Genomic DNA, 20,906 nt, shown 5'->3' with positions numbered 1-20,906 from the left:
GCTGGCGCGGGGGAGGGCTCATCGGGCGACGGCTCACCGGGCGATCTCCCGGACCGTCTCGTCGGCCCGTACGGCGTCGAACGCGTCCCTGAGGACGGTTCGTTCGTGCTCGTCGGGGCCCGTGCCGCGGACATGGGCCACGAAGTCCTCGGCGATCTCCTGGTCGTCGCGTCCGGCGAGGCGCCGGGCGTAGGAGACGTCCGGGTGGCCCGGGGCTCGTTCGGGGTCGAAGACAAGGCTGAGCGTGTGCGGGAATCGCTCGCACAGCCGGGCCATGGGCTCGGCGGGCCGGACCGGGTCGGTGAGGGTGGCCTCGACCCACGCCTCCTCGTGCCGGGCGAGCGCCGGGTCGGCGAGCAGATCGTCCAGCCGCCCCCGGATCCGGGCGAGCGGGCGCGGCACGGGACAGTCGATCCGCTCGGCGCCGACCGAGCCGTCGGCCCCGAGGTCCACCAGCCACATGCTCTTGCGGTGGCCGGCCTCGGAGAAGGAGTACGGCAGCGGGGAACCCGAATAGCGGACACGGTCGGTAAGGGTCTGGCTGCCGTGCAGATGGCCCAGTGCCACGTAGTCGACGCCGTCGAAGACACCGGCGGGCACGGAGGAGACCCCGCCGACGGAGATGTCGCGCTCGCTGTCGCTGGGTGCGCCGCCGGTGACGAAGGCATGGGCCAGGACGACGGAACGGGTGCCCGCCGGGCGGGTGGCCAGGTCGGTCCGGACCCGGTCCATGGCGGCGGCGAGCACCGCCTCGTGGCTCGCCTTCTCCACGCCGAACTCGTCCTTCACCAGGGCGGGTTCGAGATAGGGCAGCCCGTAGAAGGCGACGTCGCCGTGGGTGTCCGGCAGGATCACCGGCGTACCGGCCGCCGAGGCCGTCGTCCGCAGATGGACGCCCGCCCGGCCGATGAGGCCCGCGCCGACGCCGAGCCGCCGCGCCGAGTCGTGGTTCCCGGAGATCATCACTGTGGGCACGTCCAGGTCCGCCAGGCGGTGCAGGGCGTCGTCGAACAGCTCGACCGCGGCCAGCGCGGGCACCGCCCGGTCGTACACGTCCCCCGCCACGACCACCGCGTCCACGTCGCGCTCCCGCGCGGTCGTGACCAGATGACCGATGAACTCGGCCTGCGCGCCGAGCATGTTCACCCGGTGGAACGCCCGACCGAGATGCCAGTCGGAAGTGTGCAGCAGCCTCATGATCCCCGAACCTAACAGGCGGGTCGGACATCACGGGCTGCTACCGGCGATCCGACCCGCGTACACCGCCCGCCTCCGCACTCCACGCGCGCGTGCCCCGGATACCCGGTATCTCCGCGCGCGTGCCCTCTCACAACTCGGTACCGCGCGCGTGCCCCGCGAACCCGGTGAGATCCCGGTCACGCGTCCCCGTAGGCCTCGCCCCCGAGTTCGAACCCGGCCGTGCCCGCGGTGGTGTCGGCGAGCCAGGCACGGAAGGCGTCCACGTCGGCGTCGGGCAGACCGATCTCGATGGTGACTGCCTCCGCGTAGCGCACGTCGCGGACCTCGCGCCCGGTGGACCGCAGGTCGTTCTGCACCTTGCCTGCGCGCTGGTGGTCGACGGTCACCGTGGCCAGCCGGAAGCGCCGGCGCGTGATGCCGCCGAGCGTGTCCAGGGCTTCGCCCACGGCACCGCCGTAGGCCCTGATGAGGCCGCCCGCGCCCAGTTTGACCCCGCCGTAGTACCGGGTGACGACGGCGACGACGTACCGCATGTCCCGGCGCAGCAGCATCTGCAGCATGGGGACGCCGGCGGTGCCGCCGGGTTCCCCGTCGTCGCTCGCCCGCTGGACGGCCGCGTCGGCGCCGATGACGTACGCGAAGCAGTTGTGCGTGGCGTCGGCGTGTTCCTTGCGGACGGCCGCGACGAAGTCCTGGGCCTCCTGCTCGGTGGCCGCCGGGGCGAGCGCGCACAGGAACCGGGAGCGGTTGACCTCGGTCTCGTGCACGCCGGCGCGGGCGACGGTGCGGTACTCGTCCTGCATCCGGCCAGCCTATGCGCAGGCCGGCGCACGACCGCGCGGGGCATCGACCGGGGGCAGGTCGCCGGGATCCGGGGGCCGGGGCCGGGTCGCCCGATGCCCGGTCAGGCCTTCTTGCTCCCCCTGGCCACGATCATGTCCGTCAGCAGTGCCGTGCCCGGGGCGAGCGCGGCCCATGCCCCGCCGTACCAGGAGAGGAAGGCGATCGCCGAGGTGGGGAACTTGGTCCGTACGTCGTCCAGCGTGTCGTCGAGGGCATCGCCGGCCAGGTCCAGCACCAGCTCCTCCAGCCCCGGGTTGTGGCCGACGAGCAGCAGCGTTCTCACATGGTCGGGTGCTTCTCGCACCACGCCGAGCAGCTGCGGCACATCGGCCGCGTACACCCGTCCGTCGTACCGTACGGGCGGCGGCGTGCCCCACTGCGCGGAGGCCAGCTCCCAGGTCCGGCGTGCCCGTACGGCCGTGGAGCACACGGCGAGGTCGGGCAGGCAGTCCGCCTCGGCGAGGGCCCGCCCGACGGCGGGGGCGTCGCGGTGGCCGCGTGGTGCCAGGGGCCGTTCGTGGTCGGGTACGCCCACGGGCCAGGCCGACTTGGCGTGCCGCAGGACGACGAGTCTGCGCAGCGGGCCCGCTCCGGCGCGCGCGATCATGCCGTCGCTCCGATCTCACGGGTGAGTTCCAGACCGAGGAGCCGGTCCGCGTAGGCGTACGCCTCGAACCGCGCGCCGTCCGGTACGTCACGCGCCCCCTCCACGTCCCGCAGCACGTCGAGCACCGCGCGCACGTCGAGATCGTCCTCCCAGGCGTCCTTCAGGGCCTGGCGTACGGGCTCGGGAACCGGCCTCGACGGCCGCGTCGCCCAGGCCGCCACCGCCTTGCGCCAGTGGTCGAGCGTGTGGGCGGCCTCGGCCAGGGCGGTGGCGTCGAGGACCACGGGGGTCCGGCGGGAGTGACCGAGGAGAGCGAGCCGAAGGGCGGTGCCCGTCGCGGCCGACCCCCCGGTTCCCGTCACGGGGGCGACCTCGACCGTGACCTCGGTGCCGGAGCGGACGACACCGCTGCCGTCGCCCTCACCGTGATCGCCGACCGTCGACCCGTCCGGACCGAGTACGTGCAGCACCCGCTGCCCTCCCCTCGTCCCGGAGGCCTCGGTCGGCCGGATGCCGAGGTCGTCGGCCCGCTCCCGCAGCGCGGCGGGCGGGTCGCCGACGAGGAGGACCGGGCTCCCGCCCATCTCCAGGGCACGGGCGAGGACGTCGGCGACCAGCAGGACGCGCAGCGCCGAGGGGTCGTCCCCCGGCACATGGGCATGGACCCGGATGAGCGCCCTCTGGATCTCGGCGGGCTCGCCGGTCCGGGCGTCGGTGATACGCAGCACGGGGTGAGCGTAGGCGCGGGAACGCCCGAACGCAGTGCGGAGGACGGCATTCCGGACAACGAGCCGGAACCCGACCCCACGAAGCGGCCCGTCGGACATCCGGCGCGCCGCTCCTTCGGCGTCCGTCGAGCTGGACGACAAGCCGGACGAGACGGACGAGGAGACCGACGACGAGCCGCGTCGATCGCACACGGATCAAGGTTCCGGGTCCCGGGAATCGCCGAGCACCACTCGCTGTTGCCGCAGGCAGCCCCCGCGACCGGGCGCTCCCCCACGGACAGAGGAGACAGCATGTACGGCGACCCCGCCACGATCCGCAGGGTTCTGACGGAACTCGGCGACACCTGGGCCGTGGTCGGCCTGTCCAACAACCGCGACCGCGCGGCCCACGGCGTCGCGGAGATCCTGCAGCGCTACGGCAAACGCGTCGTCCCGGTGCACCCCAGGGCCGAGACGGTCCACGGCGAACAGGGCTACGCCTCCCTCTCCGACATCCCCTTCCCCGTGGATGTCGTCGACGTCTTCGTCAACAGCGACCTCGCGGGCCCCGTAGCCGACGAGGCCACCCGGATCGGCGCCAAGGCCGTCTGGTTCCAACTGGGCGTACTCGACGAGGAGGCGTATCACCGAACCCGCGACGCCGGCCTGGACATGGTCATGGACCGCTGCCCGGCGATAGAGATCCCCCGCCTGGCCCCCGGCCTCTGAGAAACAGAGGCTGCGTACCGCGCTTCACCCCGGAACCTCAGTCGTGCGAGACGACCACGACGGGTGCCTCCGCATGATGAAGCACCGCGTGCACGACCGGACCGATGTGCGCTCCCACCGGCGAATGCCGGACCCGCCGTCCGACGACAAGCAGGGACGCGTCCCGAGACGCCTCCAGCAGATGCTCCGCCGCCTTTCCCCGCCGTGACTCCTCCACCACCTCGACCCCCGGAAACTCCCGCCGCCATGGGACCAGCAGCTCAGTCAGCGTGCCGGCCTCCACCTGCCCCACATCGGCGTCGAGGTCGGCCTCCAGACCGGGCCGCTCCCGCAGACCGGAGTGCGGCGGCGGAGTCCAGTCATGCAGAATCCGCAACGAGGCCCCCCGCGCCACCGCCGCCTCGAACGCGAACCGGATCAGCGTGTGGTCCGGCTGCACGGTGTCCAGACCGAGCACGACGGGCCGGAACGGCGTGACGGCGGACGGCGCCCCCGTCGAGCCCGGCGCATGCTCGTCCGCGGCCTGCTCCTCCGCCCGCACGAGCACGACCGGGCGCTCGGTGTGTGCGACGACATGCAGCCCGACGGACCCGAGGAGGAAGCCGGCGATCCCGCCCAGCCCACGGGAACCCAGGACCAGCAGTTCTCCAGCGTGCGCCGCCCGCACCAGTTCCTCGCTCGCCCGGCCCGTCAACTGCTCGGCACTCACGTCGACGCCGGGATGCCGCAGCCGGATCCCGTCGGCCGCCTCGCCCAGCACCCTCCCGACACCCGTCTCCCCCGACGCGCTCGGCCCCGCTCGCCCGCCCGGTCCGTCCGGTCCGTCCGGCCCCGTCCGCGTACCCAGCACCGGCGCCCGTCCCATCGGCTCGGGAACCGGCTCCCAGACGTTGACCAGCCGCAACGGCAGCGCGCGGAGCCGCGCCTCCCGGGCCGCCCACTCGGCGGCGGCCAGGCTCTCGCGCGAACCGTCGATGCCCACGGTGACGGTGCGGAACATGGGGCGCACCTCCTGAGGTCGAGGTCTGTTTCCAGCATCGCCGCAGAGCAGCCGATCCGCAGAGGCGAGAATCGGACCATGTTGAGAATCGGATCCGTGGTGCTGGGCGCGTCCGACGTACGGCGGGCCGCCGTGTTCTGGACGGAGGCCCTCGGGTACGTCCCGCGCGAGGAACCGGAGGACGATTGGGTCGTGCTGGTGCACCCGCAGGGCACCGGCGCCCAGATCTCCCTCGGCCGCAGCGAGACCCCGTCGCAGGAGCGGCCCCGGGTGCATCTGGACCTCTACGCGGGGGACGCGGAGGACCAGGCGGCGGAGGTCGAACGGCTGCTGGGCCTGGGAGCACGCCGTGTCGACTGGGACGACTACCCGGAGGACGCCGACTTCGTCGTACTCGCCGACACGGAGGGCAACCGCTTCTGCGTGATCGACACCGGCCGGCAGTGAGACCTGCGCACCACCGGCACCCTACGCGTCACACCGGCAGCAGCCGGGTCACCAGTTCCCCCAGCCGCCGTGCGTTCCGGCAGGCGTGCATGTCGACGATCTCGGCATAGACATGGGCGGCTGAGTCGCCCGTCCCCCACTGGTCCGGGGACTCGGGGTTCAGCCAGTGGACGCGGCGGGCGCGGGCCACGACGCGCCGCAGGGCCGCCGCGTTGGGATCGAACCCGTTGGTGCGGGCGTCGCCGAGCACGATCACCGACGTCCGCGGGCCCACCGCGTCGAGGTGGCGCTCGGCGAACTCGCCCAGCGCGGCCCCGTAGTCGCTGCTGCCGTGCCAACCGGCGACCGCGGCCTCGGTGGAGATCCGGCGGCCGAGTTCGGCGGGATCGGCCTCACCGTTGGTGACGAGGCGGGTGACCTCGTCGACGCGGTTGACGAAGGCGTAGACCCGCACCTTGCTGAACTGGTCCCGCATCGCCTGCACCAGCAGCATCGTGAAGTTCGCGAACCCGGCGACCGACCCGGACACATCGCACAGCAGCACGATCTCCGGACGGGCGGGCCGGTGCCGCCGATAGGCGGGGCGCAGCGGCACACCTCCCGTGGACAGCGAACGCCGCAACGTGCGCCGAATGTCGATCCGACCGCGCGCGGCCCTGCGTCTCCGGGCGGCGAGCCGGGTCGCGAGCTTGCGGGCCAACGGCTGGACGGTCCGGCGTAGTTCGACGAGTTGCTCACGGCTCGCGATGAGGAAGTCGACCTGGTCGGCGCTGGGCGCGATGCCCCGCTCGGCGATCATCTCCGCTCCCCGGCGCTCGGCGACCCGCCGCCGCGCCTCGGTACGCACCCGGTTCCGGAAGTCCTCGATACGGCGCCGGATCTCGTCGGCGTCCAGCCGATCGGTGAACCCACCCGAACCGAGACCCGAACCGTCACCGGAGCGGAGACCGGAACCGGAGTCCGACTCCGAGCCCGCACCCGCACCCGCACCCGCACCGAATGTGAAACCGCCACCGAACCCCATACGGAACCCACCACCGGGTCCACCACCGGCCCCCGCACCGGAGAAGCCGGCGTCGGCATCGCCGCCCGCCCCCCGCGAGGCCGCGAGGATCCGTGCCAACAGCGTCTGCGGCCGCAGGCGGTCCAGCGTCTGGTGGGCCGACCAGCCGTCCGAGCCGGGCGAGCCGTAGCGGCCGAGCAGGTCCACGGCCTCAGCCGCCAGCCGGTTGAGCGCGGCCGTGTCGTTCGCGGCCAGTGCCTCGGCGAGCCGGTCGCGCAACTCGTCCCGGTCCCCGGCCGACGCACCCCGCGCCCCCGTCAACTCCCCCACGCCGAGCGGGAAGTACAGCTCGAAGGCAGCGTCGAACACGGCACGCTGCCGGTCGGCGCGCAGCAGCGCCGCCGCCAGCCCCTCCCGGATCCGCTCCCGGTCGGTGAGGCCCAGCACCTCCAGCACGGCAGCCGCGTCCACGGTCTCGCCGGGCCCGATCCGTATCCCGTGGCCACGCAACGCCCGGACGAACGCGGTCAGCCGATCGGCCAGCGCGGAGCCCGGAGCCGTGTCCGTACCACGGGCCCCGGCGCTCATACCAGCGTCAGCTTCCGCGCGGCCTTCTCGATGTCGTCCTGGTGCTTGAGGATCACGCCCAGGCTGTCCCGTACGACGGTCTCGTCGAGGGTGTCGGCGCCGAGGGCCAGCAGCGTGCGTGCCCAGTCGATGGTCTCGGCCACGGAGGGGGCCTTGCGCAGCTCCATCTCGCGCAGCGCGCCGACCACCCGGACCAGTGAGTCGGCGAGCGTGTCGTCCAGGCCCGGGACCCTGAGCCGTACGATCCGCCGCTCCAACTCGGCGTCGGGGAACCCGAGATGGAGGAAGAGGCAGCGGCGGCGCAGGGCTTCGGAGAGCTCCCGGGTGGCGTTCGAGGTGAGGACCGTGAAGGGGCGCCGGGTGGCGGTGATCGTGCCCAGCTCCGGGACGGTGACCTGGAAGTCGCTGAGCACCTCCAGCAGCAGCCCCTCGACCTCGACGTCCGCCTTGTCGGTCTCGTCGATGAGGAGCACGGTCGGCTCGTCGCCCCGGATGGCGGTCAGCAGGGGACGGGTGAGCAGGAACTCGTCGCTGAAGATGTCGGTACGGGTCTCGTCCCAGCCCTCGTCGCGCCCGGCGGTGATGCGCAGCAACTGCTTGGCGTGGTTCCACTCGTACAGCGCGCGGGACTCGTCGATGCCCTCGTAGCACTGGAGCCGGACCAGGCGGGCGGCGCCGACCCGGGCGACGGCCTTGGCCAGCTCGGTCTTGCCGACGCCCGCCGGGCCTTCCACCAGCAGGGGCTTGCCGAGCCGGTCGGCCAGGAAGACGGTGGTGGCGACGGCGGTCGAGGCCAGGTACCCCGCTTCGGCGAGCCGCGCGAGGACGTCGTCCACGGAGGAGAAGAAGCCGGTACCGGCGATGTCCGGCCCGTTCTCACCGTTCTCGTCGGTCATGTGACCCCTCATCCTCACGCGGTGTGCGAGGCCGCTCCCCGACACGTGCGCTCCAAGTTACCAAGCGGTCGCTTTGGCTGTCTCGGTCCCGCGCTCCTGTATTTACGCCACGACCAGCCGCTCGATCAGGTCCTCCCACCCCAGCTGCAGACGGTCCATCGACATCCCCCGCCGCCCCACCAGATGGTCGACGAGGTTGATGTCCAGATAGCCCAGCAGAGTCTGCGCCAGCAGTTCGATGTCGCCCCGCGCCCCGGCTCGGCGCAGCAGCATGCACAGGTGGCCGAGGCGGAGCTGGTTGGCCGGGCCGGTGTGTCGGCGGGAGACGTCCGTGTGGGCGGCGAGGTAGAGGTCGCGGTGGGCGTACTCGTGCCGGATGACGGCGGCCCCGAAGGCCCGGAGCCGCTCGACGGGCGGCGCGTCGGGGCCGAGGGGTGGCGGACCGGTCAGGAACGCGGCCTGGAGCTCCCGCTCGTGATGGTCGAGAAGCGCGAACATGAGCCCTGTCCGGTCGCCGAACCGCCGGAACACGGTGCCCTTGCCCACCTCGGCGGCGGTCGCCACGGCCTCCATGGTCAGGTTGGCGGCCCCACAGTCCGCCGCGAGCCGGGCGGCCACCTCCAGCAGCCGGGTGCGGTTGCGGGCCGCGTCCGCGCGCAGACGGCGCTGACCGGAGGCGGTCGGGGCGAGGTCCAGCAGCCCGTCGAGCGGGTCGGTTTCCCGAGGCGCCGGCAAGGGCGGCAGCGACTCTTTCATGAAGGGAGCGTAACGCTCACCACAGACAAGTGGACCCCGGTCCGGATAGGTGCTACAAATTTCAACGGACCCCGGTCCGCTTAGCCTTTCCTCACGTGCACATCCTTGCTAGGAGTCAGCTCATGTCCGTACGCATCCTCGCGCTCGTCGGCAGCCTTCGCGCCGGTTCGCACAACCGCCAGCTCGCCGAGGCCGCCGTGAAGCACGCCCCTGAGGGCGTCGCGATCGAGCTGTACGAGGGTCTGGCCGACGTCCCGTTCTACAACGAGGACCTCGACAACGAGGCCGCCCTCCCGGCCACCGCCGCGGCCCTGCGCGAGGCCGCCGGCCAGGTCGACGGCTTGCTGCTCTTCTCCCCCGAGTACAACGGCACCATCCCGGCCGTCCTGAAGAACGCCATCGACTGGCTGTCCCGCCCGTACGGCGCCGGCGCCCTCACCGGCAAGCCGGTCGCCGTGGTCGGCACCGCGTTCGGCCAGTTCGGCGGCGTGTGGGCGCAGGACGAGACCCGCAAGGCCCTCGGCATCGCCGGTGCCACGGTCCTGGAGGACGCCAAGCTCTCCATCCCCGGCTCCGTCGTCCGCTTCGCCGAGACGCACCCGGCCGACGACGCCGAGGTCGTCACCGGTCTCACCGATGTCCTGAACCAGCTCGGCGCCCAGGCGGGCACCGTCGCCGCCTGATCCGGCCCCGTGCCGTATGCCGCCGGGTTCCGGGCCATGTGCCCGGGGCCCGGCGTCGGCGTTCCGGCACCGGGATCGAGGGCGGTCGGCCGGTCAGGCCACCCCCAGCCCCTCCAGCACCACCGCGTTCGGCAGTTCCGCGAACACCTTGCCCGGCACCAGCAGCTTGCCGCGCCGCCGCCCGCTGCCGACCAGGACATACGGCAGGTCGACCACGGCCGAGTCCACCAGGACCGGCCAGGCCGCAGGCAGCCCGACGGGCGTGATGCCGCCGTACTCCATCCCGGTCTCCCCGGTGGCGGTGTCCATCGACGCGAACGAGGCCTTGCGGGCGCCGAGCCGGCGGCGGACCACACCGTTGACGTCGACACGGGTGGTGGAGAGCACGACACACGCGGCCAGACTCGACTCGCCGCCGCGCTTGCCCGCGACGACCACGCAGTTCGCGGACTGTTCGAGCAGGGCCTGCCCGTAGTGCTGGACGAACACCGCGGTGTCGGCCCACTCCGGGTCCGTCTCGACGTACAGGATCTGGTCGGCGGGCACGCTGCCGGGCCAGTCGCGTACGGCGTCGGCGACCGGACCGACGAGGTCGTCGAGGCAGTCGGGGGCGGGGGTGGCGTGGTCGAAGTCTCCGATGGGTGCGCGCATGGGCCGCACGGTAACAAAGGCCGGCGGACTGCCCGGCAGACACCTCAGGGCACGGCCGGCACCGACACCGTCAGCACCATCTCCGTCGGCACCTCCCCCTGATTCGCGTACTCGTGCGCCGCGTTGGCCTCGAAGGTGACGCTCGCACCGGCCGGAACGCGGTAGTCCGTGCCCTCGACGGTGAGGGTCAGCTCGCCCGCCGTGACGTGTGCGATCTCGACCGTGCCCACGGGGTGCGGGTCCGACCGGCTGCCCTCCCCCGGCATCAGCAGCCAGTCCCACATCTCCAGCGGGCCGGGCGCCTCCGTACCGGCCAACAGCTTGCTGTAACTGCCCGCTTCCGTGTGCCACAGCCGGACCACCTGCTCGGCCGGGACGATCCGGACCTTGGGCCCCTGCTCGTAGTCGAGCAGTGTGGTGATGCTGACACCGAGGGCGTCACCGATCTTGACCACGGTGCCGAGGCTGGGGTTGGTGCGGGACTGCTCGATCTGGATGAGCATCCCGCGACTGACTCCGGCACGGGCGGCCAGAGCGTCCAGGGTGAACCCCCGCTCGGTGCGCCAGCGCTTGACGTTCCGCGCCAGGGACTGGGTCAGCAGATCGAGATCCGACACATTCCGTCCAATATTCTCAAGGGGCAGAGTTCAATGCGGTGCCCCAAGAGGAGGCCCGGCGTTCAACGAACTGTACTGCGAGGGTCGCGCCCGTTCAGGGGCTCGGGGCCGGCGATGTGCGGCTCCACCGGCGGGCGCGACCTGCCGCGCACCACGCGCATCCGCCGACGCACCCCAGCCCCTCGACCCCTCAGGCGGACTCCCCGGTCGCCCCCTCCGCATCCCACTCGGCCAGCGCCAGCAACTGCTCCGGCGTGACCCCGTCGGGTATCGGCACGGGGGCAGGCGTCCGGATCGGCGGCTGCCACCCCTCGACCGGGTCCCAGCGCCGCACGACCCGAGCGGGCGCCCCCGCCACCACCGAGTGGTCCGGCACCACCCCCCGCACCACCGCCCCGGCGGCGACGACCACGTTCCGCCCGACCCGCGCCCCCGGAAGGATCACCGCACCCGTACCGATCCAGCACCCCGACCCGATCGACACCGGGTCCATCCGCGGCCACTGCTTGCCGATCGGCTCGTGCGGGTCGTCGTAGGAGTGGTTCGTGGACGTCACGTAGACATACGGCCCGAAGTAGCAGTCGCTGCCGATGGTGACGGTGGTGTCGGCGATCACATGGCTGCCCCGGCCCAGGACGACACCGTCACCGATGCGCAGGATCGGTTCCGCGCCGAGGTCCAGGTCGGGCATCAGCCCGGCGGTCAGGGTGACCTGCTCGCCGATGATGCAGTGGGAGCCCAGATGGATCCACGGCTCGCCGAAGACCGTGCCGAGCGGGAAGGCCAGTCTGGTGTTCGGTCCCATCGCGCCGAAGCGGAAGCGTCCGGGCCGCTCGGCCGTCACCGACCCCGTGCGCTGGAGCCACGCCCAGCCCGCATGGACGGCGCGCTGCACGAGGGGGCCCCGCCAGGACGAGAACGTGTTCTTGCTCTTCGGCACCCGCTCACCGTACTCACCGGTCGCACACCCAAGACGTCGTATGGCTGTGATCTTCACCCCACGCGATGCCCGCCCCATGGCTTACGGTGCGGGTGAGGACCGATCACCATGGCCAGCCAGGGCCACCACGGTCACCACCAGGAGGCGGCGATGAACCGGCAGCGGGCCCTGATCACGAAGTTCGGCGGCAACAAGCCGGACGTGGAGGAGGCCGCGTTCGTCTCCCCCACGTCGGTGGTGATCGGCGACGTGACGCTGCGGCCCGGGTCGAGCGTCTGGTACGGGGCCGTGCTGCGGGCCGAGTTCGAGCCGATCGTCATCGGCGCGGACGCCAACGTCCAGGACAACTGCACGCTGCACGTCGACCCCGGGTTCCCGGTCTCGATCGGCGAGCGGGTCTCGATCGGGCACAACGCGGTGGTGCACGGCGCGACCGTCGAGGACGACTGTCTGATCGGGATGGGTGCGACGGTGCTGAACGGCGCGGTGATCGGGGCGGGGTCGCTGGTGGCCGCGCAGGCTCTGGTGCCGCAGGGGATGCGGGTGCCGCCCGGGTCGCTGGTGGCGGGGGTGCCGGCGAAGGTGAAGCGACCGCTCACCGATGAGGAGCGGGAGATGGTGACGCTGAACGGGACGCACTACACGGAGCTGGCCACGGCGCATCGGGAAGCGCAGCATGAGTACGGCGCGTAGGACGTCCGCCGGCCGGATGTGGCTGGTCCCGCCCACGCGACGGGGCCACACATCGAAACGGCCCCGCGCCTTGTCCGGCCTGCCTCACTCGGCGGCGGTGACCAGCTCCCCCTCGGTCTTCTCCGCCGCTTCCGCCGCCTTCTTCGCCTTGCGCTTGATCACCAGCATCGAGGTGACGCCGATCAGGACGGCCAGGACCAGGCCCAGCCAGGAGAAGCGCTTGAGCCAGGCCTCGGCGACGACACCGACGTAGTAGATGACGGCGGTCGTGCCACCGGCCCAGAGGATGCCGCCGAGGACGTTGGCGACCAGGAAGCGCCAGTAGGGCATCTGCAGGACGCCGGCGAGAGGGCCGGCGAAGATGCGGAGGAGGGCGATGAAGCGGCCGAAGAAGACGGCCCACATGCCCCACCGGTCGAAGGAGCGCTCGGCGACGGCGATGTTGCTCTCGCTGAAGTGCTTGGGGAACCTTCGGTTGAGCTTGTCCAGCAGCGGACGGCCGCCCTTGCGGCCGATGGCGTAGCCGATGGAGTCGCCGATGATCGCGCCGGCGGTGGCACAGGCGCCGAGGACGAACGGGTCGATCTCACCGTGCTGGGAGGCGAGCAGCGCGGAGGAGACCAGGATGATCTCGCCCGGCAGCGGAATGCCCAGGCTCTCCAGGCCGATGACCAGCCCCACCAGCAGGTAGATGCTGAGCGGAGGCACTGTTTCGAGCCACTCCTGCACGTGCAAAGCCGGTTCCTCCCGTGTAGTGGATCAAGGACCCCCGGCGTGCGCCCACGACGGAGCGCGCGCCGGGGCAGCCTACCCGGTTACTCGGACGGCCCGGAGTCCTGGAGGAACGGATCGAGGAACCGAGAGGGGAGCTGAGGGAGGAACTGGGGGAGGAACCGCGAAAGAAACCGAGAAACACCGGGACACGGATTCCGACCGCCCTGGGCGGCGGTGTACGGCCGGCCGACGCCCGGCCCGCCCTCGGGATCGGGTGTTGGGGGGCGGCCGGGACGCGCGGGCTGAGCGCGCCCCGGGGTCAGGTGTTGGGGCGCAGTGTCCAGACGACGGTCATCTCGCCGGTCACAGCGCCGTCGGCACGTTGGATGGCGACGGTGACGGGGAACTCGGGGCGCTGTCCGGCGTCGAGTTCGGCGACAACCTCGGCGGCGGGGCGGCCCAGTGTGGCGGTGGCCGTGACGGGCCCCATCGCGAGTTTCCTGTACGCGATCTCGGCGCTGACTGCGAGCGGCACGGCACGGGAGAGCTGGTCCCCGAACGCGGCGAGCACGATCGCCCCGCTCGCCGACTCACCCAGCGTGAACATCGCGCCTGCGTGCGGACCGCCGACGTGGTTGTGGAACTCGCTCCGGTCCGGCAGTGCCACCACGGCCTTCTCCGGCGTGGTCTCCAGGAACTCCAGGTTCAAGGTCCTGGCCATCGGCACCGTGGCGGCGAGCATCTCGCCGATCGACATCTGGTCTGCGCTCATATCCCGATGTTACCCACGAGTAGCAAGCCTGACCAGGGGCGCCCCTGTGATCGCCACTTCGTCGCCGGCCACTGGACAAACCCCGACGTCGACATGCGGGCCCCTCCTGGAGGGGGAGAAGAGCCGGACGGACGGCAGGTCGACGGTGTTCGCGTTCAAGAACGCCGAAGGGGCCTTCGCGGCCTGGTCGCCCGTCGGACTCATGGGGGATCCGGCCACCTCCCGACAGCCCCGGGGGCATCGAGTCAAAAGTCCTCGACCCAGGGCGTTTTGGAGCCGTTCGTCCCAAGTGCAAAGGCGCTTCCTGGACTCCCGTGGCACCCCGCCCCCCGGCGCATCTATGGTTACGAGCCATGTGGCCAGGACAGCAGCAGCCGCCCGGGGGCGAGCACCAACCGCAGCAGCCGAACCCGTACCAGCAGCAGGGGTACGACCAGTCGGGACAGCCGGGACAGTCGGGATACCAACAGCCGGGGTACCAGCAACCCAACCCCTACCAGCAGCCCGGATACCAGTCGACGGGCCAGCAGCCCCCGTACGGGCAGCAACCGCAGTGGGGCGCGCAAGGACCCGCGGGCCCGCCGGCGCCGCCGGGCGGAGGCGGCGGCAACCGGACGAAGCTCATCGCGATCATCGCGGCCACGGCGGTCGTCGTGGCCGCCGGTGTGACGGGCTTCCTGGTCCTCGGTGGCGACGGCGACAAGGACAAGTCGAAGACCGAGTCCGCTCCTTCGGCCTCCCCGTCGCCGACCGTGTCCGAGAGCACCGAGGACAACCCGCGCGGCGATGACGCCGGGGCGAAGCCGACCGTCGCGGGCTGGAAGGTCGTCGTCAACCCCAAGTGGGGTACGGCCTTCGACGTGCCCGCCGAGTGGGCCGTCCAGTCGGCCGACACCTTCATCGGCTTCGAGGACGACGAGAAGGGCGACGGTTCGGTCCTCATCGGCATGTCGGCACCTGCCGTCCTCAAGGAGAAGTGGTGCACGTCCGACGACGACAAGGACGGCAACGAGGAGACGAGTTCGCTGGCCGCCGTGGGCACCAAGGGCCAGCAGGGCGCCAAGGGCACCGAGGACATCGCCCGTAACGACTCGGCGTGGTGGGTCTTCGGCGGTTACACCGACCAGAAGGACACCTCCAAGAAGAAGATGACCATCGGCAAGGCCAAGGCGTACACCACCACGTCGGGCGTCGAGGGCAGCGTCGCGACCACGTACTCGAAGGGCGTCGCCAAGAAGGGCAAGTGCGACACCGACGGCAAGGCGACCACGTTCGCCTTCAAGAACTCGGCCGGTGACTACGTCTCCTGGACGTTCCACGGTGCCAAGGACGTCGACGACGAGGTCCCGGACGCGACGGTGCAGAAGATCCTCAGCACGGTACGGCTGTACGGCGAACCGACGGGCGGCTGAACCGACTGCCTTGCCCTGTCCGGGGACAGGGCAAGGGACAAGGCAGGGGCAGGGGCAGGCGGGATCGTCGGCGTCACGCGGCGGCCGCACGCGGGGCGCACAGCCCCGGTGCCGGCGGCCTTGCCCTCCGGCCCGATGCAGCCCGATCCGGCCGCATCCTGTGCGGAAACGGTTTGGCAGAAGGCGGCGGGGCGGCGATAGTCGGCAGGTGACCCCTCCCGTCGCCTTCCGCCGTCGCCCCGCCTGGGCAGGCCGCAACTACACCCTGCTGACGACGGCCGCGGTCGTCACCAACCTCGGCAGCAACGGCGCCCTGATCGCGGCCGCGTTCGCGGTCCTGGAGGCGGGCGGCGACGGCGGTGACGTAGGGCTGGTCGCGGCGGCGCGGACCCTGCCGCTGGTGCTGTTCCTGCTGATCGGCGGCGCGGTCGCGGACCGGCTGCCCCGGCACCGGGTGATGGTCGCGGCGAACACCCTCAGCTGTCTCTCCCAGGCCGTCTTCGCCGTGCTCGTGCTCAGCGGCGAGGCACACCTCTGGCAGATGATGCTGCTCTCCGCGCTCGGCGGCACCGGCCATGCGTTCTTCGGCCCGGCCGCGGAGGGCATGCTGCTCTCCTCGGTCACCGCCGAGCAGGCGGGCCGGGCCTTCGCGCTGTTCCGGTTCGCGTCGCAGGGCGCGACCATGACGGGCGCGGCACTCGGCGGCGCCCTGGTCGCGGTGATCGGCCCCGGCTGGGTGCTCGCGGTGGACGCCGTCGCGTTCGCGTTCGCCGGCGCCCTGCGCGCCTTCCTCGACGTGAGCCACATACCGGCACGCGAACCGGGCCACGGGATGCTCGCCGATCTCCGGGACGGCTGGCATGAGTTCACCGGCCGCACCTGGCTGTGGGCGATCGTCGTCCAGTTCTCCCTGGTGAACGCGGTCATGGTCGCCGCCGACGCGGTCTACGGCCCCCAGGTCGCCAACGACAGCCTCGGCGGACCCGGCCCCTGGGGACTGGCGCTGGCCCTGTTCGGGGCCGGCAACGCCGTCGGGGCGCTGCTCATGACCCGCTGGAAACCGCGCCGCCTCCTCCTCGTGGGCGTCCTGTGCGTCTTCCCGTTCGCCCTGCCGTCCGCCGCGCTCGCCGTCCCGACGCCGATCGCCGTGCTGTGCCTCGCCATGTTCGTCAGCGGTCTGTCGATCGAGGTGTTCGGTGTCTCCTGGATGACCGCGCTGCACCAGGAGATCCCCGAGGACAAGCTGTCCCGTGTCTCGGCCTACGACTGGTTCGGCTCGGTGGCGATGGTGCCGCTGGCCGCCGCGTTGGCGGGCCCGGCGGAGAGCGCCTTCGGGCGTACGGCGGCCCTGTGGGGCTGCGCCGCGCTGTGCGTGGCGGCCACGGCGGCGGTGCTGTGCGTACGGGACGTGCGGAACCTGACCCGGCGCAGTGTGCCGGTGGTGCTGGCCAAGCCCGACACCGAGCCCGCCGCCGAACCCGAGGCGGAGTCCGATGCCAAGCCCGACACCGAGCCCGACGCCCAGCCCGAGGCGGAGTCCGACGCCGAACCCGACGCCGAGCCCCGTGCCCTGCCCGGCTCAGCCGATACCGAAGGCTCCGTCGGGCGGCTCGGGTGACGGCACGGCGTCCTCCTCGCGCACGGGTGCGGCACCGCCGATGAAGTCGCGCAGCGCGGGGCCGTGCTCGACCCGTGCCGGGAAGGCGTCGGCGGCGGTCCGCCGGGCAAGGGCGGCGATGTCGGGCGGCTGATGGGCGGCGACCAGCACGGCGTTCCCGAACCGCCGGCCGCGCAGCACGCCCGGCTCGGCGATCAGCACCAGTTCCTCGAACACCGTGGCGAGCGTGGCCAGTTGGGACCGCAGGAACGCGAAGGGCGCGCCGTCGGCCAGGTTCGCGAGGTACAGCCCGTCCGCGCGCAGCACCCGCTCGGCGGCCCGCGCGTACGCCACGGTCGTCAGGTGCGCCGGGATCCGCGAGCCCCCGAACACATCCCCCACGACCACGTCGGCGGAGTCCGCGGGGGCCGCTTCCAGCCATTCCCCGGCGTCCGCGCCGTGCAGCGCGATCCCCGCGTCACCGGGCAGGGGCAGCTGCTCGACGACCAGGTCCAGCAGCCCCCGGTCGAACTCGACGACCTCCTGACGGGACCCGGGCCGGGTGGCGGCCACATACCTGGGCAGTGTGAACGCGCCCCCACCCAGGTGCAGCACATCGAGCGCCCGCCCCGGCTCCGCCACCGTGTCCAGCACATGCCCGAGCCGTCGCACGTACTCGAACTCCAGATGCGTCGGCTCATCCAGGTCCACGTACGACTGCGGCGCCCCGTCCACGGTCAGCAGCCAGGCCCGCTCCCGGTCGACGTCGGGCATGAGCTTGGCGGTCCCCTGATCAATGGCACGGGAGACGGGTATGGCTTCGTTCACGGCCCCATTGTGCCGGGCGCGCCCTTGCCCGAAGAGCCACCGCGGCGTCCCCGCAAACAGCGCGGGGGACCGCGCGACCGGCCAGGACCCGGCCCGCAGTCCCCCGCACACCGCGGCGGCACCTACTGAACGGCCGTCACGGTCCCCGCCCCCACGGTCCGGCCGCCCTCACGAATCGCGAACCCGAGCCCCGGCTCCAACGGAACCTCCCGGCCCAGCTCCACACTCATCGTGACCCGGTCCCCGGGCCGCGCGACGGCGATCCCACCGAGGTCGACGTCCCCGACCACATCCGCCGTACGGATGTAGAACTGGGGCCGGTACCCGGTGGAAACCGGAGTCGTACGCCCGCCCTCACTCGCCGACAGCACATACACCTGCGCGGTGAAGTTCCGCCTGGGTACGACGCTGCCGGGCGCGGCCACCACATGCCCGCGGCGGACGGCGTCCCGTCCCACCCCGCGCAGCAGCAGCGCGACGTTGTCCCCGGCCTGCGCCTCGGACATCGGCTTGCCGAAGGTCTCCAGGCCGGTGACCACCGTCTCCACCTCGGCACCGAGCACCTCGACCCGGTCCCCCACGTGGATCGTGCCCCGCTCGACGGCACCGGTGACGACGGTCCCCCGGCCCGTGATCGTGAGGACGTTCTCCACGGACAGCAGGAACGGCGCGTCCAGATACCGCTCGGGCATCGGGACGTACGTGTCCACCGCGTCCAGCAGCGCGTCGATGGACGCCGTCCACCGCGGGTCCCCTTCGAGCGCCTTGAGCCCGGAGACCCGTACGACGGGTACGGAGTCGCCGCCGTACCCGTGCGCGGTGAGCAGTTCGCGGACCTCCAGTTCGACGAGGTCGATCAGTACGGTGTCTTCGCCGTCGTCGACGGCGTCGGCCTTGTTCAGCGCGACGACCACATGGTTCACACCCACCTGCCGGGCGAGCAGCACGTGCTCGGCGGTCTGCGGCATGATCCCGTCGAGCGCGGAGACGACGAGGATCGCCCCGTCGAGCTGGGCGGCCCCGGTGACCATGTTCTTGACGTAGTCGGCGTGGCCGGGCATGTCGACGTGCGCGTAGTGCCGGGTGTCGGTCTCGTACTCGACGTGCGCGATGTTGATGGTGATGCCGCGCGCCGCCTCCTCCGGGGCGCGGTCGATGCGGTCGAACGGTACGAAGGTGCCGGCCCCGCGCTCGGCGAGGACCTTGGTGATGGCGGCGGTCAGGGTGGTCTTGCCGTGGTCGACATGGCCCATGGTGCCGATGTTGAGATGCGGTTTCGTGCGGACGTAGGCCGTCTTGGACATGGCTGTACCTCGAAGTCTCTTCAGCGGTACCGAGTGAGGCCCCGGCGCGACTACGGGCGCTGCCGGGACGGGGACCCCGAGGTCCTGCCGACCCTCCCCCTGCGGGGTCCGCCGGAATCTCCGGGAAGGGTCAGCTTCGGGCGCCGTCTGCGGCGGCCACGACGATCAGAAGGGCAGCCTTCGGGGCATCCGCGCCTGTGGCGGATGCGGCGAGAGCGAAGGCGTGCCGGAACATGAGGCCGATCATCGTCGACAAGTCGGCCCGCGTCGAATGGTTTTCGGTACGCGCGGGTTCCCAGGGGGAGCCGAAGAGAGATGCTTCACAAGAGGCTGTCCGGGATGAACGGTGCCCAGGTCGGGACCGTGTTCCGGAACGTGCAGGCAGCATGGTGCACCGTGCTTGTCGGGGCCCTGAGCACACCGTGGCGGGCGAGCCCGTTGTTCCGCTCGCTGTGACGCCCGTGAGACGTTCCGTACGGCATACACGTACATGGGTCGGTTACCGTCGACGAATGCTCGATGCCACCGCCCGCTCCGGGGGCACCGCCACGGTCCTTCCCCGGACCGCCGCCACGGAGCTCGCCATCGCCACACCCTCCGCCACCGTTCCAGCCGTGGCGCTGAGGCGCACCGCCCGCTGGGGCAGACTGCTGTTCTCGCCGTGGGCCCGGTTCTCCCTGCTCGTGGCGCTGCTCGTGGGCGCCGTGTCGACCGTCCTGCTGTTCGAGCCGCAGCGGCTGCTGGCCGACGGCTGGCCGCCACAGCTGAGCGGCGCCGCGGCGGTCGTCATGTTCGCGGTGGCGTACGGGCTGTGCACGGTCGCCTTCGTGCCCCGGCCGATCCTCAACATCGCGGCAGGTGCCCTCTTCGGCTCCCAGCTGGGTCTGGCCTCGGCGCTGGCGGGCACCGTCCTCGGGGCCGGTATCGCCTTCGGCCTGGGCCGGATACTGGGGCAGGACGCTCTGCGCCCCCTTCTCCGCCACCGCTGGCTGAAGTCGGCGGACGGCCAGCTCAGCCGCCACGGCTTCCGCTCGATGCTGGCGGCCCGGCTGTTCCCGGGAGTGCCCTTCTGGGCGGCCAACTACTGCGCGTCCGTCTCCCGCATGGGCTACCTCCCTTTTCTCCTCGCCACCGCCCTAGGCTCCATCCCGAACACCGCCGCGTACGCGGTGGCCGGCGCCCGAGCCTCGTCCCCGACCTCCCCTGCCTTCCTGATCGCCATGGCCTGCATCGCGATCCCGGCCCTGGTCGGCGCGGTCCTGGCCTGGCGCAAACGCCATCACTTGCGAGCCCGCTGACGGCGACGGCCGCGAGCCGCCCTTGAGCCGATGGACAGGGGAGAGATCGACCATCAGTGAGTAGGCATTCCGGACTCATCGCAGCTCAGCGCGTTGGGAAAACAAACCCTCCCCCTAGACTGGGCGCATGCCCGCCTCCGGAGATCCCCGCCCCTGCTCCATCGCCGACACCCTGGCACTCGTCGGTGAGAAGTACTCCCTGCTGGTCCTGCGCGAGGTCTGCCTCGGCAACGGCCGCTTCGACCAGTTGGTCCGCAACATCGGGGCCCCGCGTGACGTACTGGCGACCCGCCTCAGGCGCCTGGTGGACGCGGGCATCCTGCACAAGCACGTCTACCACGAGCGCCCGCAGCGCTTCGAGTACCGGCCCACACCGCCGGGTCTCGAACTGGAACCGATCCTGATGACGCTCATGGCGTGGGGCGACCGCCATCTCCGGAAGGACGACGATCGCCCCATGGTGATCGAGCACATCTGCGGCAACGAACTGATCCCCGTGGTCACCTGCACGGCCTGCGACGGCGAGGTGCGTCACGAGGACCTCACGGCACACCCGCAGTCCCCGGGCTGGTCGGTGACCGGGCCGACGGTGAGGTAGGAGGCAGGCTCACACCAGCGCCC

23 protein-coding genes are annotated in these 20,906 nt (G+C 71.9%); 8 read left to right on the top strand and 15 right to left on the bottom strand.

What is annotated here, in order from left to right; all coding sequences use genetic code 11:
• Positions 1-33 precede the first annotated feature (33 nt).
• The 4 genes from OG622_RS41330 to OG622_RS41315 all read right to left on the bottom strand — a co-directional run bounded on the left by OG622_RS41330 (position 34) and on the right by OG622_RS41315 (position 3,378).
• Positions 34-1,197, bottom strand: a complete 1,164-nt coding sequence (locus tag OG622_RS41330) for an exonuclease SbcCD subunit D (RefSeq protein ID WP_371581866.1) — start codon at positions 1,195-1,197, stop codon at positions 34-36.
• Between the two features lie 179 nt (positions 1,198-1,376).
• Positions 1,377-2,003: a YigZ family protein gene (locus tag OG622_RS41325; protein WP_371581865.1), complete on the bottom strand. Its 627-nt coding sequence runs from the start codon at positions 2,001-2,003 to the stop codon at positions 1,377-1,379.
• 101 nt (positions 2,004-2,104) lie between these two features.
• Positions 2,105-2,650 (bottom strand): histidine phosphatase family protein, encoded by a 546-nt coding sequence (locus OG622_RS41320; protein ID WP_371581864.1) that lies wholly within the window; start codon positions 2,648-2,650, stop codon positions 2,105-2,107.
• Positions 2,647-3,378 (bottom strand): hypothetical protein, encoded by a 732-nt coding sequence (locus OG622_RS41315; RefSeq protein ID WP_371581863.1) that lies wholly within the window; start codon positions 3,376-3,378, stop codon positions 2,647-2,649. Before OG622_RS41315 ends, OG622_RS41320 begins: the two co-directional genes overlap by 4 nt.
• A 291-nt stretch (positions 3,379-3,669) precedes the next feature.
• Here OG622_RS41315 and OG622_RS41310 point away from each other — a divergent pair, with 291 nt between their 5' ends.
• The gene (locus tag OG622_RS41310) at positions 3,670-4,086 is read left to right on the top strand and encodes a CoA-binding protein (protein ID WP_371581861.1); all 417 of its coding nucleotides are present in this window, start codon (positions 3,670-3,672) and stop codon (positions 4,084-4,086) included.
• 37 nt (positions 4,087-4,123) lie between these two features.
• Here OG622_RS41310 and OG622_RS41305 read toward each other — a convergent pair whose 3' ends face one another.
• Complete coding sequence (locus OG622_RS41305) at positions 4,124-5,086, bottom strand: universal stress protein (RefSeq protein ID WP_371581860.1); 963 nt, start codon at positions 5,084-5,086, stop codon at positions 4,124-4,126.
• A gap of 78 nt (positions 5,087-5,164) precedes the next feature.
• On the opposite strand from OG622_RS41305, the gene OG622_RS41300 reads away from it, so the two are divergent.
• Positions 5,165-5,533, top strand: coding sequence for a VOC family protein (locus OG622_RS41300; RefSeq protein ID WP_371581859.1), 369 nt, complete (start codon positions 5,165-5,167; stop codon positions 5,531-5,533).
• A 28-nt stretch (positions 5,534-5,561) separates the two neighbouring features.
• Here OG622_RS41300 and OG622_RS41295 read toward each other — a convergent pair whose 3' ends face one another.
• From OG622_RS41295 to OG622_RS41285, 3 genes are all read right to left on the bottom strand, one after another.
• Complete coding sequence (locus tag OG622_RS41295) at positions 5,562-7,124, bottom strand: VWA domain-containing protein (RefSeq protein ID WP_371581857.1); 1,563 nt, start codon at positions 7,122-7,124, stop codon at positions 5,562-5,564.
• The gene (locus tag OG622_RS41290) at positions 7,121-8,020 is read right to left on the bottom strand and encodes an AAA family ATPase (RefSeq protein ID WP_371581856.1); all 900 of its coding nucleotides are present in this window, start codon (positions 8,018-8,020) and stop codon (positions 7,121-7,123) included. Before OG622_RS41290 ends, OG622_RS41295 begins: the two co-directional genes overlap by 4 nt.
• 102 nt (positions 8,021-8,122) lie before the next feature.
• Positions 8,123-8,776 (bottom strand): TetR/AcrR family transcriptional regulator, encoded by a 654-nt coding sequence (locus OG622_RS41285; RefSeq protein ID WP_371581854.1) that lies wholly within the window; start codon positions 8,774-8,776, stop codon positions 8,123-8,125.
• A gap of 122 nt (positions 8,777-8,898) precedes the next feature.
• Here OG622_RS41285 and OG622_RS41280 point away from each other — a divergent pair, with 122 nt between their 5' ends.
• Positions 8,899-9,459 (top strand): NAD(P)H-dependent oxidoreductase, encoded by a 561-nt coding sequence (locus OG622_RS41280; RefSeq protein WP_371581853.1) that lies wholly within the window; start codon positions 8,899-8,901, stop codon positions 9,457-9,459.
• Between the two features lie 93 nt (positions 9,460-9,552).
• On the opposite strand, the gene OG622_RS41275 is transcribed toward OG622_RS41280, so the two are convergent.
• The 3 genes from OG622_RS41275 to OG622_RS41265 all read right to left on the bottom strand — a co-directional run bounded on the left by OG622_RS41275 (position 9,553) and on the right by OG622_RS41265 (position 11,667).
• Positions 9,553-10,110: a YbaK/EbsC family protein gene (locus OG622_RS41275; protein ID WP_371581852.1), complete on the bottom strand. Its 558-nt coding sequence runs from the start codon at positions 10,108-10,110 to the stop codon at positions 9,553-9,555.
• Positions 10,111-10,154: 44 nt separating this feature from the next.
• Positions 10,155-10,727: a helix-turn-helix domain-containing protein gene (locus tag OG622_RS41270; RefSeq protein WP_371581851.1), complete on the bottom strand. Its 573-nt coding sequence runs from the start codon at positions 10,725-10,727 to the stop codon at positions 10,155-10,157.
• Positions 10,728-10,917: 190 nt separating this feature from the next.
• Positions 10,918-11,667, bottom strand: a complete 750-nt coding sequence (locus OG622_RS41265; protein ID WP_371581850.1) for an acyltransferase — start codon at positions 11,665-11,667, stop codon at positions 10,918-10,920.
• A gap of 150 nt (positions 11,668-11,817) precedes the next feature.
• Here OG622_RS41265 and OG622_RS41260 point away from each other — a divergent pair, with 150 nt between their 5' ends.
• Positions 11,818-12,360 carry a gamma carbonic anhydrase family protein gene (locus OG622_RS41260; RefSeq protein ID WP_371584380.1) on the top strand — a complete coding sequence of 181 codons (543 nt, stop codon included), beginning with the start codon at positions 11,818-11,820 and terminating at the stop codon, positions 12,358-12,360.
• 84 nt (positions 12,361-12,444) lie between these two features.
• On the opposite strand, the gene OG622_RS41255 is transcribed toward OG622_RS41260, so the two are convergent.
• Both OG622_RS41255 and OG622_RS41250 read right to left on the bottom strand, forming a co-directional pair.
• Complete coding sequence (locus OG622_RS41255) at positions 12,445-13,095, bottom strand: DedA family protein (RefSeq protein ID WP_371581848.1); 651 nt, start codon at positions 13,093-13,095, stop codon at positions 12,445-12,447.
• A gap of 298 nt (positions 13,096-13,393) precedes the next feature.
• Positions 13,394-13,831, bottom strand: a complete 438-nt coding sequence (locus tag OG622_RS41250) for a DUF4442 domain-containing protein (protein WP_371584379.1) — start codon at positions 13,829-13,831, stop codon at positions 13,394-13,396.
• Between the two features lie 368 nt (positions 13,832-14,199).
• Here OG622_RS41250 and OG622_RS41245 point away from each other — a divergent pair, with 368 nt between their 5' ends.
• Together OG622_RS41245 and OG622_RS41240 are read left to right on the top strand one after the other, a co-directional pair.
• Positions 14,200-15,258, top strand: a complete 1,059-nt coding sequence (locus tag OG622_RS41245; protein WP_371581846.1) for a hypothetical protein — start codon at positions 14,200-14,202, stop codon at positions 15,256-15,258.
• 208 nt (positions 15,259-15,466) lie between these two features.
• Positions 15,467-16,876 (top strand): MFS transporter, encoded by a 1,410-nt coding sequence (locus OG622_RS41240; RefSeq protein WP_371581844.1) that lies wholly within the window; start codon positions 15,467-15,469, stop codon positions 16,874-16,876.
• Here the strand turns inward: OG622_RS41240 and OG622_RS41235 are convergent.
• Together OG622_RS41235 and tuf are read right to left on the bottom strand one after the other, a co-directional pair.
• Positions 16,838-17,683 carry a spermidine synthase gene (locus tag OG622_RS41235; protein ID WP_371581842.1) on the bottom strand — a complete coding sequence of 282 codons (846 nt, stop codon included), beginning with the start codon at positions 17,681-17,683 and terminating at the stop codon, positions 16,838-16,840. The two genes, OG622_RS41240 and OG622_RS41235, sit on opposite strands and share 39 nt — an antisense overlap.
• Positions 17,684-17,805: 122 nt before the next feature.
• Positions 17,806-18,987 (bottom strand): elongation factor Tu, encoded by a 1,182-nt coding sequence (tuf, locus tag OG622_RS41230; protein WP_371581840.1) that lies wholly within the window; start codon positions 18,985-18,987, stop codon positions 17,806-17,808.
• Positions 18,988-19,499: 512 nt separating this feature from the next.
• Here tuf and OG622_RS41225 point away from each other — a divergent pair.
• A complete protein-coding gene (locus tag OG622_RS41225; protein ID WP_371581839.1) occupies positions 19,500-20,285 on the top strand; it encodes a TVP38/TMEM64 family protein in 786 nt (261 codons plus the stop codon).
• Positions 20,286-20,412: 127 nt separating this feature from the next.
• A complete protein-coding gene (locus OG622_RS41220) occupies positions 20,413-20,883 on the top strand; it encodes a winged helix-turn-helix transcriptional regulator (protein WP_371581838.1) in 471 nt (156 codons plus the stop codon).
• Positions 20,884-20,906: the final 23 nt, after the last annotated feature.

Source organism: Streptomyces sp. NBC_01314, assembly GCF_041435215.1.
Lineage (GTDB): Bacteria > Actinomycetota > Actinomycetes > Streptomycetales > Streptomycetaceae > Streptomyces.
Note: the sequence above shows the minus strand (reverse complement) of the source record. Positions and strands in the feature narration are given on the sequence as shown.